This window comes from Thalassobaculum fulvum (genome assembly GCF_014652915.1).
In the GTDB taxonomy this organism is placed as follows: Bacteria; Pseudomonadota; Alphaproteobacteria; order Thalassobaculales; family Thalassobaculaceae; genus Thalassobaculum_A; species Thalassobaculum_A fulvum.
Genome location: NZ_BMZS01000010.1, coordinates 152106 through 167199, shown reverse-complemented (window position 1 = coordinate 167199; position 15094 = coordinate 152106). Strand labels below are relative to the sequence as shown.

Annotated in this window: 13 protein-coding genes; 3 read left to right on the top strand and 10 right to left on the bottom strand. The window is 70.9% G+C overall.

What is annotated here, in order from left to right:
• Window positions 1–147: 147 nt before the first annotated feature.
• From IE246_RS20505 to pcaF, 5 genes are all read right to left on the bottom strand, one after another.
• Window positions 148–1557, bottom strand: coding sequence for a metallophosphoesterase family protein (locus tag IE246_RS20505; protein ID WP_189993137.1), 1410 nt, complete (start codon window positions 1555–1557; stop codon window positions 148–150).
• Entirely contained in the window at window positions 1554–1970 is a 417-nt protein-coding gene (locus tag IE246_RS20500) for a hypothetical protein (protein WP_189993135.1), read from the bottom strand. The genes IE246_RS20505 and IE246_RS20500 overlap by 4 nt, the downstream gene beginning before the upstream one ends.
• Window positions 1971–2022: 52 nt before the next feature.
• A complete protein-coding gene (locus IE246_RS20495; RefSeq protein ID WP_189993133.1) occupies window positions 2023–2931 on the bottom strand; it encodes an EamA family transporter in 909 nt (302 codons plus the stop codon).
• Window positions 2932–3170: 239 nt separating this feature from the next.
• Window positions 3171–4682 (bottom strand): 3-hydroxyacyl-CoA dehydrogenase, encoded by a 1512-nt coding sequence (locus tag IE246_RS20490; RefSeq protein ID WP_189993131.1) that lies wholly within the window; start codon window positions 4680–4682, stop codon window positions 3171–3173.
• Between the two features lie 222 nt (window positions 4683–4904).
• A complete protein-coding gene (pcaF, locus tag IE246_RS20485) occupies window positions 4905–6113 on the bottom strand; it encodes a 3-oxoadipyl-CoA thiolase (RefSeq protein ID WP_189993129.1) in 1209 nt (402 codons plus the stop codon).
• Window positions 6114–6297: 184 nt separating this feature from the next.
• Here pcaF and IE246_RS20480 point away from each other — a divergent pair, with 184 nt between their 5' ends.
• On the top strand, window positions 6298–6960 hold the full coding sequence (locus IE246_RS20480) for a PAS domain-containing protein (RefSeq protein WP_189993127.1): 663 nt from the start codon (window positions 6298–6300) through the stop codon (window positions 6958–6960).
• 5 nt (window positions 6961–6965) lie between these two features.
• On the opposite strand, the gene IE246_RS20475 is transcribed toward IE246_RS20480, so the two are convergent.
• From IE246_RS20475 to IE246_RS20465, 3 genes are read right to left on the bottom strand one after another with little or no spacing between them, the layout of a single operon-like run.
• Window positions 6966–7967 (bottom strand): zinc-dependent alcohol dehydrogenase family protein, encoded by a 1002-nt coding sequence (locus tag IE246_RS20475; RefSeq protein WP_189993126.1) that lies wholly within the window; start codon window positions 7965–7967, stop codon window positions 6966–6968.
• A complete protein-coding gene (locus IE246_RS20470; RefSeq protein ID WP_189993124.1) occupies window positions 7964–8848 on the bottom strand; it encodes a DMT family transporter in 885 nt (294 codons plus the stop codon). The genes IE246_RS20475 and IE246_RS20470 overlap by 4 nt, the downstream gene beginning before the upstream one ends.
• Window positions 8849–8885: 37 nt before the next feature.
• Complete coding sequence (locus IE246_RS20465) at window positions 8886–9779, bottom strand: beta-keto acid cleavage family enzyme (RefSeq protein ID WP_189993122.1); 894 nt, start codon at window positions 9777–9779, stop codon at window positions 8886–8888.
• A gap of 218 nt (window positions 9780–9997) precedes the next feature.
• Here IE246_RS20465 and IE246_RS20460 point away from each other — a divergent pair, with 218 nt between their 5' ends.
• Complete coding sequence (locus IE246_RS20460) at window positions 9998–11161, top strand: TAXI family TRAP transporter solute-binding subunit (protein ID WP_189993120.1); 1164 nt, start codon at window positions 9998–10000, stop codon at window positions 11159–11161.
• A gap of 70 nt (window positions 11162–11231) precedes the next feature.
• Window positions 11232–13181 (top strand): TRAP transporter permease, encoded by a 1950-nt coding sequence (locus tag IE246_RS20455; RefSeq protein WP_229837414.1) that lies wholly within the window; start codon window positions 11232–11234, stop codon window positions 13179–13181.
• Between the two features lie 76 nt (window positions 13182–13257).
• On the opposite strand, the gene IE246_RS20450 is transcribed toward IE246_RS20455, so the two are convergent.
• The gene (locus IE246_RS20450; RefSeq protein ID WP_189993117.1) at window positions 13258–13614 is read right to left on the bottom strand and encodes a YybH family protein; all 357 of its coding nucleotides are present in this window, start codon (window positions 13612–13614) and stop codon (window positions 13258–13260) included.
• A 291-nt stretch (window positions 13615–13905) separates the two neighbouring features.
• Window positions 13906–15066: an acyl-CoA dehydrogenase family protein gene (locus IE246_RS20445; protein WP_189993115.1), complete on the bottom strand. Its 1161-nt coding sequence runs from the start codon at window positions 15064–15066 to the stop codon at window positions 13906–13908.
• Window positions 15067–15094: the final 28 nt, after the last annotated feature.

Sequence of the window (15094 nt, the reverse complement as noted above, 5' to 3'; positions counted from 1 at the left end):
CTACTGCAATTTCCCTCCTGCCCACGAGCCACCCGAGGGATCAAACGCCAATCGGACGGCGGGCGAGTTTCCAGAATCGCACAGGATCGTTCCCGACTTCGGCGGCCCCGTCCGGAATGAGGACTGAAGGGCGACGCGTCTGCCCGCTCAGACCGCCTCCTGCCGCGCGTGCACGGTGCGCACCCGCAGGTCCCGGCCCAGGAACGGCCGGTCGTCCGGCCCGCCGTCGCCATGGCCGACGGTCCAGTGCGGCAGCACCGCCAGCGCCTCCGGCCCGGACGCCGAGGCGCCGTCGAGAGTCGACCACGGCCCGTCCTCGCCGGACCGCACCAGCACGCCGCCCGGCCCCATGCCGCCGTGCAGGGCGACGGTCAGGTCGAACCGCTCGCCGGGTTCCACGACCGGCCCGTGCCAGTAGTGCGGGCTGCGGCCGGGGTCCGGGTTGATGCCGATGCTGACGCTCAGGCGCTGGTCGGGTCCACTGAGGCCGATCCACAGCGGCGCGATCGCCGGCCCGTCGCCGCGCGCGCTGAGCCAGGTCTGGCGCGCCGCCGTCCCGTCCGCGGCCGCGATCCCGGTGAAGCGCCATGCCCGCACCGCGGCCGGCACCGGCCCGGCGGCCATCGGTTCGCTGTCCGGGGCCGCCTGCCCGCCGGCCGGCAGCGCGAGCCAGGCATCGGCGGCCGGTAGCGCGAACGGCCAGGACAGCGCCTCGCGGACAGTACCCTCGGCATCCAACACCCGGTAGCGGAAGCCCTGCCCGTCGATCGCGGCGGTCAGGCAGTGCAGGTACTCGATACCTTCCGGCATCCGGTGGGCGGTGCCGGCGCCGGCGGTGCAGACCTGCAGGATGCCGTCGAGCACCTGCACGTCGAACGCCAGGATGTGGCTGCAGATGTAGGCGGTCACGCCGTGGTGCTTGAGGGTCTCCCAGAACGCGACGCTGTGCGGCGGGCCGATGTCGCGCTGGTAGGCGCCGGCGTAGCCGTTCACCGGGAACAACGGGTGGTGGCCTATCACCAGCTTGATCCGCGCGTCGGCGTGGGTCTCCAGGGTCGCGTCCAGCCAGTCGCACTCGACGTGCCCCTCGCCGCCGAGCCCGGACCACAGGGTGTGCACGAACACCATCAGCAGGTCGTCCCGCCGCACCCAGTAGCTCAGCCCCTTCTGCTCGCGCGGGCCGTTGCGCGGCAGGTGCGCCATGACGTCGGCGAACACCCGCTCGCTCATCGGGTCGTAGGTGGTGTGGTTGCCGGTGGTGTTGAACAGCGGTGTGCGCTCGCGGTCGAGCCATGCCATCTCGACCTCGAACCAGTGCCGCCACTGCTCGCGCAGCGCGGCCTCGTCGCGGGTCAGGCCGGTTATCTCGTCGCCCGGGAAGATGATGAACTCCGGCGCCGGGTCGAGCCGGCGGACCACCGCATTGACGCTCGCGAAGGTCCTTTCGTGCAGGGCGCCGGGAATGCCCGAGCAAGAATCGCCGTAGATCGCGAAGCGGTGGCCGGCACCGCGCGGCGTCACGGCCGGCAGCGGGCTGGAGGTCGGGTCGTCGGTCATCGTCGTGGGGTCTCGTCTTCGCTGTCGTCGTCACGTTCAAGCCGGCGCTCGACCATCCGGCGGGCGGCCTCGGCTGCCGCCGCGTTGCGGTCGGCCCGAGCCGGCCCGGCACCGCCCGGTTTCGCCCGTCGATGCCAGCGCCACAGCTCGACGATGTACATGACGAAGCCGAACACCACGCCGGCGCCGATGTTGCCGGCAAGCGACTCGTCGTCGAGCGGCCGCGCCTCGCGGAACAGGCCGTAGACCTGGATGACGCTCAGCATCACCGCGAACAGCGCGCCGTTGGCCACGCCGCGCACCACCGGCCACTGCCAGAGGCTGGGCCGGTCCGGCTCCGCCGGGACGGGATCGGTGTCGTCCTCGTCGTCCGGCTCGCGGTCCTCGCGGTGGCTGTCTTCCGGGTCCTTCATGGCCGGCAGTCTACGGGCGGAGCGCTGCCGCCGGAACCCCTCAGCGCCCTCCTCAGCGCGCGAACAGCAGCAGCACCACGATGCCGCCGGCGACCAGCGACATGCCGACCAGTTCGCGCGCCGTCGAGCGCTCGCGGAACACCAGGGTCGAGACCAGGATCGCGAACACGAACTCGATCTGGCCCATCGCCTTGACGTAGGCCGCCCGCTCGATGGTCATGGCGGTGAACCAGCCGCCGGAGCCGATGGCGCTGGTCAGGCCGACGAACACGCAGGCCTTCCAGGCCCGGCCGATCGCCGCCAGTTCCCCGGCCCGGGTCGCCAGGATGTAGCCGCCGAGCAGCACGACCTGCATCGACACCACGGTGACCAGGGTCATCGAGGCGGTGGTCAGGAAGTCGGGATCGCCGAGCGACAGGCTGGCGCGCCGCAGGGTCAGCGACGCCAGCGCAAAGAACAGTCCCGACAGCACGCCGACGCCGGCCGCCCTGTTCAGGCCGGAGCGGACCAGCGCCATGCCGGAGACCCCCTGCTTGGCCAGGCTGATCAGCACCACGCCGGCGACGCTGATGACGATGGCGATCCAGCCGGCGGCGTCGATGTGCTCGCCGAACAGGCTGGCCCCGACCAGCGCGGTCAGGAACGCCTCGGTGCGGGCATAGGAGGTCCCGACCGCGAAGTTGCGCAGCGAGAACAGGTGCACCAGCAGCACCGTCGCGACGATCTGCGACGCTGCGGTACCCAGGCACCACAGGAAGAACTCGAGGTGCGGTGTCGGCATCGCCGCCGTGCGGTCCGCCGTCGCGACCAGCAGGTAGCCGACCACGAAGGGCAGGCCGAACAGGAACCGCACCCAGGTCGCCGACCACGACGACATCGAACCCGCCAGATGCTTCTGCCCGGCGGTGCGCGCGGTCTGCGCCGCGGCCGCCATGATCGACAACCAGACCCACAAGGCCATCTCTCGTTTCCTCCCGCCCCCTCGGGCGGATGGATCATGGCGGGCGGGCCCGTGCGGTCAAAGCGCGGATTTGCGGGAACCGCTTTGCGGGGAAGGGGTTACGGGCTGGTCAAGCTGGGGCATGGGTCCCGGCTCTCCGCTTCGCTACGGCCGGGATGAGGGAAGGAACACAACACACCCTCATCCCGGCCGGAGCGGCAGAGCCGCGAAGAGCCGGGACCCAGGCAGGCCTCAGCGCCCTACGCCGGCGTGTGCACCGGCAGGCCGAGCAGGGCGCGGCGGCGCAGCCACAGCGACGGGCGGTAGCGCGGGTCCCGGGTCGCCTCGTGGATCGCCGAGATGATGCCGTAGGTGTGGGCGACGCCCATGTCCTCGACGATCTCCAGGGGCCCGAGCGGATAGTTCAGGCCGAGCTTCATGGCGGTGTCGATGTCCTCCGGCGTCGCCAGGCCTATCTGCGCCATCTCGCAGCCGAGGTTGGCGATCATCGCCCGCATGCGCTGCAGGATGAAGCCGGGCGAGTCGGCGATCACGGTCGGCGCCACGCCGGCCCTGGCGAACGCCGCCGCCACCGCGTCGCGGGCCTGCGGGCCGGCACCAGGCGCCGTCATCAGGGTGGCCCGCTTCGAGGTGTCGCCGGTGGTGTCGATCGCCACCAGGCGCCTCGGATCGCTGACCGTGCGGGCGCAGAACCCGCTGGCGTCCTCGCCGTACAGCGCCGCCACCACCGGGATGTGCCCGTCGTCGCCGCGCACCGCCAGCCCGACCCGGTCGAGCATCTCCAGCAGCGCCGCGTCGTTCGGGGTCGCCACGTGCACGGCGGTCGCCGGGGCAGCGTCGCTGGCGTGGTCGGCGCTCGGCGCGTCGACCACGTTGCCCTTGCCGTCGTAGCTGTAGTGGCCCTGCCCGGTCTTGCGGCCGAACCGGCCGGCGTCGAACAGCGCGCGGTGCTGCGGCGTGGTGCGCAGCCGCGGGTCGTTCAGGAACTGCTCGAACACGATCATCGAGACCGGGTAGTTCACGTCGATCCCGGTCAGGTCCATGAGCTGGAACGGCCCCATCCGGAAATGCCCGCAGTCGCGCATCACCGCGTCGACCTGGGCCGGCGTCGCCACCCCCTCGTGCTGCAGGTGCAGCCCTTCGGTGGTGAAGGCGCGGCCGCCCATGTTGACCAGGAAGCCCGGCGAGTCCTTGACCACGACCGGGGTGCGGCCGAACCGTCTGCCGATCACCACCAGCGCGTCGATCACCGCCGGGTCGGTCGCCGGGCCGCGGATCACCTCGACCAGCCGCATCAGCGGCACCGGGTTGAAGAAGTGCAGGCCGGCGACCCGCGCCGGGTGCCTGCAGCCGCGCGCCAGCGAGCCGATCGGCAGCGACGAGGTGTTGGAGGCGATGATCGCGTCCGCCGCCACCACCGCCTCGAGCTTCTCGAACAGCGCGCGCTTGACCTCGATGTCCTCGAACACCGCCTCGACGATCACCCCGGCGGAGGCGAGGTCGGCGATGTCGCCGGCGACGGTCAGGGCCTCGCCCATGCCGGCGGCCGCGTCGGCCTCCAGGGTGCCCTTCTCGACCAGCCGATTCAGCCGGCCGATCACCGCGTCGCGCCCGGCCGCCGCCCCGCCCTCGCGGGCGTCGTAAGCGACCACGCGCAGGCCGCCCTGCAGCGCCACCTGGATGATGCCCTGCCCCATGGCGCCGCAGCCGACGACACCGACGACGAGATCCTTGGCGTTCGGGTCGATCATGGCGTGGTCTCTCCCTGAGCTGTCCGGATGTTGAGTATCGGCGTTCGCCCGTCGCTGCGTGGGTCCCGGATCGGTCCCGCCTGCGGCGCGCCCGTCCGGGATGACGTCAGGAATAGGGTCCGCTTCTTTATCGTCGTCATCCCGGCCGCCGCGACAGCGGCGAGCCGGGACCCACCGGCTGCCGCCATCGCGTCGGGCCGTCGCATCAGACCGTGGCGGGCGTCACACCCGCTCGATCACCATGGCCATGCCCTGGCCGACGCCGATGCACATGGTGCACAGCGCGTAGCGGCCGCCGGTCTCGTGCAGGGTCTCGGCGGCGGTCAGCACCAGCCGGGCGCCGCTGGCGCCGAGCGGGTGACCGAGCGCGATGGCGCCGCCGTTCGGGTTGACCCGCGGGTCGTCGTCGGCGACCCCGAGCTCGCGCAGGCTGGCCAGCACCTGGCTGGCGAACGCCTCGTTCAGCTCGATCACGTCCATCTGGTCGATCGACAGGCCGGCGATCGCCAGCGCCTTCTTCGACGCCGGAGCCGGACCGATGCCCATGATCCGCGGCTCGACGCCGGCCGCCGCCGCCGCGATCACCCGGGCGCGCGGGGTCAGGCCGTGCTTCTTGGCCGCCGCCTCGCTGGCCACGATCAGCGCCGCCGCACCGTCGTTGACGCCGCTGGCGTTGCCGGCGGTCACCGAGCCGCCGTCCTTGCGGAACGGCGTGCCGAGCTTCGCCAGCGCCTCCATGGTGGTCTCGGGGCGCGGGTGCTCGTCCTTGTCGACCACGGTCACCTGGCCCTTGCGGCCGGCGATCTCGACCGGGACGATCTCGCGCGCCAGGCGGCCGCGCTCGACCGCCGCCTTGCACTTCTGCTGGCTGCGATAGGCGAAGGCGTCCTGGTCCTCGCGCCGGACCTGGAACTTCTCGGCGACGTTCTCGCCGGTCTCCGGCATGGAGTCGGTGCCGTACTGCTTCTCCATCGCCGGGTTCACGAACCGCCAGCCGATGGTGGTGTCGTAGACCTCGGCGGTGCGGGCGAACGCGGTGCCGGCCTTGGCCATCACGAACGGCGCGCGGGTCATGTGCTCGACCCCGCCGGCGATCGCCAGGCTGCCCTCGCCGGTCTTGATCATGCGGGCGGCGTCGCTGACCGCCTCCATGCCCGACGCGCACAGCCGGTTGACCGTGCAGCCCGGGATGTTCGACGGCAGCCCGGCCAGCAGCAGCGCCATGCGGGCGACGTTGCGGTTGTCCTCGCCGGCCTGGTTGACGCAGCCGTAGTAGACCTCGTCGACGGCCTCCCAATCGACGCCCTGGTTGCGCGCCATCAGCGCCTTCATGGGATGGGCGGCGAGATCGTCGGCGCGCACCTGCGCCAGCGCGCCGCCGTAGCGCCCGATCGGCGTGCGGATCGCATCGCACACGAAAGCCTCGGCCATGGCGTCCTCCGGATCTGGATGTCTGTCGCGGCACGGAAGCGAGCCGCGTTGCGCCGCACGATGTGCCACGCGGGCGGTCGGGGGTCAATTCGGTGAAGCGGCGCTTCATTCCAAGATCGGGGTGCGGCAATCGCCGACCGGCGTGTGTATTGTCGCCGGATCGACGATCCGGGGGGACCGGGGAATGGATATGCCGCTCGACGAGAGCCAGCGGGACCTGGTTCGGCTCTGGCACGAACGGAAGGCTGGTCGCCGCCTGCCCGAGCGGTCGGATTTCGACCTGCCGGACCTCCAGGCCGCTATCGGCCGGGTCGCCCTGCTCGACGTGATCCGCGACGTGGCCGGCCGCGAACCGACCGTCCTGCGGTACCGGCTGTTCGGAACCTGGATCGTCCACGAGATCGGCCAGGACCTGACCGGCCAGACGATCGACGCCTTGCTGTTCGACTGGCAGCGCGACATGGTCCGCCGGATCTACGACCGGGTCGTCGACCTGGGGCGGCCGGTCGCCGCGACCCGCCTGCAGATCGGCCGCAGCCGCTCGATGGGACACAGCCTGGTGTGCCTGCCGCTCGGCGTGGATCGGGTCGACATGGTGATGACGGTCTACGCCCTGCTGCCGTCGACACCCCCAAGCTGGCGCGGCCCGTGGGCTGCGACCGACAGCTACGAGCTGCATCAGGCGACCTACGACCTGCACCCGGACGGGACGCCGGAACCCGAGCCCTACGCCCGCGACGCGGTTCTCCTGGAGGCCGAAGACGTTCCGCCGGCGGTTTCCCCGATACCCGGCCAGACCGGCGGGCCGCGCTGCAACGTGCCGGTCCGCCCCAGCCGCCGCCTGTAGGCCCCCTACCCGGAGATCACGATCTTGCCGAAATGCCCGGCCGCCTCCATCGCGTGGTAGGCGGCCCTGGCGTCGGCGAACGGCACCGTGTGGTCGATCACCGGCTTGATCGAGTGCAGTTCCAGCGCCTTGTTCATCTCGCGGAACATCCGGCGCGAGCCGACGTAGACGCCCTGCAGGGTGATCGACTTGCGCATGATCAGGGTCGGGTCGATGGTGCCGCCCGTCAGCACGCCGATCAGCGCGATCCGCCCGGCCACCCGGGTCGCCTCGACCGAACGCGCCAGTGTGCCGGGGCCGCCGACCTCGACCGTCACGTCGACGCCGCGGCCGCCGGTCAGGTCCAGCACCGCCTTCTGCCAGTCGGGATTGGCCCTGTAGTTGACGGTCTCGGCCGCCCCCATCGCCCGGGCACGCTCCAGCTTGGCGTCGCTCGACGAGGTCAGGATGACGCGCGCGCCCATGGCGGTCGCGAACTGCAGCGCGAAGATCGACACCCCGCCGGTGCCGAGCAGCAGCACGGTGTCGCCGGCCTTCAGGCGGCCGACCTCGACCAGGGCGTTCCAGGCGGTCAGCGCGGCGCACGGCAGGGTCGCGGCCTCGAGCGTCGACAGGTGCGCCGGCACCGGCACCACGCCGTCGGCCTTCAGCACCACCTCCTCGGCCAGCACCCCGTCGAGGGCACCGCCGAGCGCGCTCGCCATCGCCTCCGGCGAGCAGGCGCCGTCGGTCCAGTCCTGGAAGAAACACGACGCCACCGGGTCGCCGACCGCGATCCCGGTCACCCCCGGCCCGACCGCGGTCACCGTGCCGGCGCCGTCGGAGTTCGGGATGCGCGGCAAGGGGATGCCGCGGGCCGCCGCGTGCTTGATGGTCATCAGATCGCGGTAGTTGATCGAACTGGCCTCGACCTTGACCCGGACCTCGCCCGGCCCGGGGACCGGCACTTCGAGATCGGCGAGCCTCAGGGCGTCGATGCCGTCGGTGACGATCTGCCAGGCCTTCATGTCGCGCTCCTGCGGATTTCCGTTGGTTCGACGGTCTGGCCGGTCGCCTCCAGGGCGCCGGCCGCCAGGATCAGAACGCACCCGGCCGCCTCCCGCAACCCGAACGGCTCGTCGGTCAGCAGCGCCGCCGAGACCGCCGCCGCCACCACCTCGAGCAGCATCAGCAGGGCCAGCCGCCCGGGATCGAGCCGGGCCGAGCCCCACAACTGCGCCCAGGTGATCGGCATCAGCCAGAACAGCGCGACCGCCGCCACCGGCAGCAGCACGGCGGGCGACGGCGGCAGCGCCGGCTCCGGACCGAGGGCCACGGCGGTCGCCGCCAGCCCGGCACCGATCAAGAAGGCCAGCGCCGTCAGCACCCGTCCGTCGACCCGGCCGTAGCGGGCGGCCGTCGCCGATCCGGCGAACAGCATCCCGGACAGCAGCCCGAGCCAGTCGCCGAGCGCCTTCGGAACCGGCGGCCAGGCCTCGGCCAGCAGCACCAGCGCGCCACCGACCCCGAAGCAGATCGCGGCGATCCGACGGCCCCCCATCGGCTCCGCCAGGAACAGCCGGCCGAGCACCGTCGCCCAGACCGGCATCAGGAAGAACAGCAGGGTGACCCGCACGACCTCGCCGGTCTGCAACGCCCCGTTCCAGGCCAGGATCGCGATCCCGAACAGCCCGGCCGACAGCAGCAGCGCCGGCCCGCCGGCCAGCGCTTTCGTGCGCAGCGCCCACAGCACCGGCAGCAGCGCCAGCGCCGCCACCACGTAGAGCCAGAGGTTGAGCGCCATCGGCCCCAGCCCGGTCGCGTCGAGCGACCGCAGCGGCAGCCACCAGAGGCCCCAGAACACCGCCGACACGGCCACCACCGTGGCCGGGGAAACGCGTCGAATCATGAGCGACCGCCCGAACGTCAGGACTGCGGAGCGGCAGTCACCCGGCGGCGCCGAGGCCGAAGATCTCGCGCGCCTCGTCCGGCGTCGCCACTTTCGAGCCGAGCGCCTCCACGATAGTCACCGCGCGCTCCACCAGGGCGGCGTTCGACGGCGCCAGCACGCCGCGCTCGAGATACAGGTTGTCCTCCAGGCCGACCCGGACGTGACCGCCCAGGATCACCGCCTGCGCCGCCATCGGGAACTGCATGCGACTGATCCCGAAGCCCGACCACACCGCCCCCGCCGGCAGCAGGCTGGCGAGATACGCCATGGTCTGCGCGGTCGCCGGCGCCCCCCAGGGAATGCCGAGGCAGAGCTGGAACATCGGCCGCCCCGCGATCAGCCCGTCCTCGACCATCTTGGCGGCAAGCCGGGCGTGACCGGCATCGAACACCTCGAGCTCCGGCTTGACCCCGACCTCGCGGATCCGGCTCGCCATCTCGCGCAGGTGCGCCGGCGTGTTCATGAACACGTGCTCGCCGAAGTTCATGGTGGCGATGTCCAGCGTGCACACCTCGGTGCGCAACTCGTCGACGTGCTGCACCCGGATCGCCGGCGTGGTCAGGGTCGACCCCGCGGCCGGCGACAGCGGCTCGTTGTCGCCGGGAATGTAGCGGCCGCCGGCGCCGGTGGTCAGGTTCAGGACAAGCTTGGAGCCGGCGTCGCGAATCCGCTGCACCACCTCGCGGTACAGCGCCGGGTCCATCGACGCCCTGGTGGTATGCGGATCGCGGACGTGGATGTGGGCGACCGCCGCGCCGGCACGCTCGGCCTCCAGCGCCGAGTTGGCGATTTGCTCGGGGGTCACCGGGATCGCCGGGTTCATGTGCGCATTGTCGAAGCCGCCGGTCAGGGCACAGGTGATGACGGTCTTCTCGTTGATGCCGGCCATGGCGCGCTCCCGGACGGATGTATGATGCCGGGCGACTGTCGCACGGCCCCGTCCGAGCCGTCGAGCCGAGAGCAGTATTCCGTACTTCGGAATACTGCTTGCCGATTTCGGAATTTTTCAGCCGGCGTCACTTGTCGGGCCGGCGGCCGCCGACCATACTCGCCAACTCGACAAGCGGGGACAACCCGCGGACACGCAGGATCACGAGGAGGAACGCCATGCAGATGAAGATGGGCGTGCGCCTGAGCAGCGCGCTGATGGGGGCCGCCGCCCTGCTGATGACCGCCGGTTCCGCGGCGGCGGACGTCAAACTGCCGAGCACGATGGCCTGGACGGCCTACGACACCGGCTCCGCCGGCCACGCGCACGCGGTCGCGATGGGCAAGGCCTTCAAGGAGAAGTACGGCGTCAACCTTCGCGTGCTTCCCGGCAAGAACGACGTCTCGCGCCTGCGCCCGCTGCAGGTCGGCAAGGTCGAAGCCGTCGCCAACGGCGTCGGCACGTATTTCGCCCAGGAGGGCGTTTTCGGCTTCGACAAGCCCGACTGGGGTCCCCAGAACATCCGGATCGTGATGTCGTCGACCGGAGGCGCCGGGCTGATGGTCGGCGTCGCCGGCGATGTCGGCGTCAAGGAGTACAAGGACCTCAAGGGCAAGCGCGTCGCCTGGGTCAAGGCGGCTCCGGCGCTGAACCACAACGTCACCGCGTTCCTGGCGTTCGCCGGGCTGACCTGGGACGACGTCGAGAAGGTCGAGTTCGCCGGCTTCGGCGCGTCCTGGGAGGGCATGACCAACAACCAGGTCGACGCCGCCTTCGCGATCAGCAACTCCGGCGCGACCAAGGCCGTCGCCGCCAGCCCGCGCGGCCTGCTGTGGCCGCCGCTGCCGTTCTCCGACACCGACGGCTGGAAGCGGCTGAAGGACATGGCGCCGTACATGAACCAGCACAAGGTGTCGGCCGGCACCAACGTCGACAAGGCGTCGCCGATCGAGGGCATGGCCTATCCGTACCCGATCCTGACCGTCCGCACCGATGCCGACTCCGACCTGATCTACAACATCACCAAGGCGGTCGTCGAAAGCTTCGACGCCTACAAGGACGGCGCTCCCGGTGCCGCCGGCTGGGCGCTCGCGAACCAGGCGTTCGAATGGGCGGTCCCGTACCACGACGGCGCGATCAAGTACTTCAAGGAGATCGGCGTCTGGACCGACGCGATGCAGCAGCACAACGACGGCCTGGTGAAGCGCCAGGAGGTCCTGCAGGGTGCGTGGGCCGAGTTCACCAAGAACGCCCCCGCGGACGAGGCCGCGTTCCTGGAAGGCTGGGGCAAGGCCCGGGTCGCGGCGCTCAAGGGCGCGGGCATGAAGCCGGTGATCGAGTAACGATCGTCCGTCACAAACTGGAGACCGACGGATGAGCGTGCCCGACACGGGCTCGCGGACGGATGTCGCGGTGGCGGACACGATCCGCCACCGCGTTCTGCCGCGTGGCTGGAATGCGATCGTGATCGCGATGGTCGTCGCCGCGGTGGCGCTGTCGATCTACCAGTTGTTCAACCTCGGGTCCTCGGTCGGCTGGGTCATCCTCGACCTCGCCTATCTCGACCTGCTGGTCGCGCTGCTGCTGCCGATCGTGTTCCTGGTGTTCCCGATGCGGGCCGCCGACAAGGACCGGGCGCAGCCGCCGCTCTACGACGTCGCGCTGTTCGTCCTGACCTTCGCGCTCGGCAGCTATCTCGCCTGGAACGCGGTGCCGGCGGTCGAGGAAGGCTGGGAGTACCTGGCGCCCGACCACGCCCGCTGGGCAAGCTTCGTGCTGTGGATCCTGATGATCGAGGGTGCCCGCCGCGCGGCCGGCCTCGCCCTGACGATCATAGTCCTGCTGTTCTCGTTCTATCCGCCGGTCGCCGACCTGATGCCCGGCCCGCTCAACGGCGCCCAGCAGCCGCTGTGGGAAGTTGGCCAGTACTACGCGTTCTCGGCCGAGGCGGTGTTCGGCATCCCGATGCGGGCGTTCGGCAAGCTCGTCATCGGCTTCGTGATCTTCGGCATCGCGCTGCAGCACACCGGCGCCGGCCGGTTCTTCATCGACCTGGCGTTCGCCCTGCTGGGCCACGTTCGCGGCGGCGGCGCCAAGGTCGCGATCTTCTCCAGCGGGCTGCTCGGATCGATGAGCGGCTCGGTCATCACCAACGTCCTGACGACCGGAACCCTCACGATCCCGGCGATGCGCCGCACCGGCTTCGACCGGCAGACGGCGGCGGCCGTCGAAGCGTGCGCGTCGACCGGCGGGGTGCTGATGCCGCCGGTGATGGGGGCGACCGCGTTCGTGATGGCGTCGTTCATCGAAGTACCGTACGTCGACATCGCGATCGCCGCGGTGATCCCGTCGATCCTGTACTACCTCGGCCTGTTCCTGCAGATCGACGCCTACGCGGCCCGCAAGGGGCTGCAGGGCCTGCCGCGCGAAGAACTGCCCCGGCTCCTCGACGTGTTCAAGAAGGGCTGGCACTACCTGTTCTCGCTCGCCCTGCTGGTCTGGATGCTGCTGTATCTCAAGCAGGAGGCGATGGCGCCGTTCTACGCCACCGCGGTGCTGCTCGCGACCAACCAGATCTTCGGCAAGCGGCTGGGGTTGAGCGGCATCCGCCACTTCTTCCTGGAGACCGGCAAGGTGCTGGCCGAGCTGGTGGCGATCCTGGGCGCGATCGGACTGATCGTCGGGGCGCTGTCGGTGACCGGCCTGACCGGCTCGCTCGCGACCGACCTCATCCTACTGGCCGGCGGCTCGGTGTTCGCGCTGCTGCTGATGGGCGCCGCCACCAGCTTCGTGCTCGGCATGGGAATGACGGTCACCGCCGCCTACGTTTTCCTGGCGATCGTCCTGGCGCCGTCGCTGGTGTCCTCGGGCCTGGACCCGATGGCTGTGCACCTGTTCATCCTGTACTGGGGAATGCTGTCCTTCATCACCCCGCCGGTCGCGCTCGGCGCCTTCGCGGCCGCCACGATCTCGGGCTCCGACCCGATGCGTGCCGGCTTCACGGCGATGCGCATCGGCTCGATCATCTACTTCATCCCGTTCTTCTTCGTCATGGAGCCGGCGCTCATCCTGCGCGGCGAGACCCTGGACATCCTGGTGGTCCTGGCCAGCGCCCTGGTCGGCGTCACCCTGGTGGCCGGCGCCACCCAGTCCTACCTGGTCGGGTTCGGCAGGCTCGGCAGCGGAAGCACCGGGTGGCTCGCCAAGGCGCTGGTGTTCGTCGGTGGCCTGCTGTTCGCTTTCCCGGGCAGCGAGGACCTCGGGGTCGGGCACTGGGAAGGCGTGGCCGCCGGCGCCGTGGTGGCGGCGATCGGCCTGGTCACCGCCCGGCTTGCCCGCTCGGCGACCGACCTGGCCGCCTGACGGAGACGCGTGCGACTTCAACGCCACCCCTACGAAGGCGGCGCGGCCCGGCCGGGGCCGTGGTTCCGGCCGGCGGTCAGCCGCCCTTGCGCTCGATCGCCGCGGCGAAGCTGTGGACGACGATCTTGCCGTCGCGGATGGTCAGGGTCTCGGTCCCCATATGGAACTTGAGCGACGGCGAATCGGCCTGCCAGACCAGGAACGCCGTGTCGCCCCGGACGTCCTGGCGGACGGCGACGAAGCTGGTTCCCGCCGGCATCATCGAGCCGGTCAGGTTGGCGAAGAACTGCCGGATCTGGTCCTTCCCGGTCAGCACGCCGTCCGGCGAGAACAGCACCGACGCGTCGGTGTAGTCCTGCATGATGCCGTCGACGTCGCTGCGGGCGACGCAGGTCATGTGATGGCTCAGGACTTCCAGGATCGACTGGCTCATTCGGGTGCCTCTCGCTCGGAGCTCGGTTGACCGGTTCCTCATGCCCCAGGCAGGGGGGGCGCGTCGAGGCCCAATCGCCCGACCGCCGTCCGGGGCCGTAGCCGTCGTGCAACGCCGCCGCCACACCGTCCGGGCGGACGGGTTCGCGGCCGATCACAACAGCTGGTGGGCGGAGGCAGGACCGGCGGCACATCTGCCCCTTCCCCGGCGAACGCCGCCCGTCGCCCCCGGTGCCTGCTGTTGCGCGATTGCAGCGGCCGGCCGACGTCCGTTGCGCGCCGGCCACACCCGTCAGCCGCCGTCGGTCCAGGCCTTCACCATGTTCCGGGCGATCACGATCTGCTGGATCTGCGAGGTGCCCTCGTAGATCCGGAACAGCCGGACGTCGCGGTAGAACCGCTCGACCGCATACTCCGCCATGTAGCCGGCACCGCCGTGGATCTGCACCGCGCGGTCGGCGACCCGCCCGACCATCTCGGAGGCGTAGTACTTGCAGCAGGCAGCCTCCATCGGCGCCTTGCCCGCGGCGTCGTACAGGGCGGCGGCGTCGAGCGTCATCGAGCGCGCCGCGTACATCTCGGTCTGGCAGTCGGCGAGCATCGCCTGCACCAGCTGGAAGTCGGCGATCCGCGAGCCGAACTGCTTGCGCTCGGTGGCGTAACGCAGCGATTCCTCGATCAGCCGCCGGGCGATGCCCACGCACACGCCGGACAGATGGATGCGGCCGCGGTCCAGCACCTTCATCGCGGTCTTGAAGCCCCGGCCCTCGACCCCGCCGACCACCGCGTCGGCCGGCACCCGGACGTCCTCGAAGACGATGTCGGCGACGTGGGTGCCCTGCTGGCCCATCTTGCGGTACGGCCGGCCGATCGAGATCCCCGGCGACTTGGCGTCGACCAGGAAGGCGGTGATGCCGGACGAGCCGGGGGCGTCCGGATCGCTGCGCGCCATCACGGTCAGCACCCCGGCCCGGCTGGAGTTGGTTATGAACCGCTTGGTGCCGTTCAGGATCCAGCCGTTGCCGTCCTTGCGGGCCGAGGTCCGCACCGACTGCGCGTCGGAGCCGGCCTCCGGCTCGGTCAGGCAGAACGAGCCGACCAGCTCGCCGCTGGCCAGCCGCGGCAGGTAGGCCTGCTTCTGCTCCTCGGTGCCGTCGATGACGATGCCCTGGCTGCCGATCCCGACATTGGTGCCGATCAGCGAGCGGAACGCCGGCGAGGCACGGCCGAGCTCCATCATCACCCGCGCCTCCTCGCCCATGGTCAGGCCGAGCCCGCCGTAGGCCTCCGGGATCGAGATCCCGAACAGGCCCATCTCGGCCATCTCGGCCGGGATCTCGTCGGGGATCCGATCGTCGCGCGACACCTGCTCCTCGAGCGGGATCAGGCGCTCGTCGACGTAACGGCGCACGGTGTCGAGCAGCTGGTTCAGGGTCTCGGCGTCGAGCGCCACGGCGTCCTCCAAATGAAATGGCTTTTCA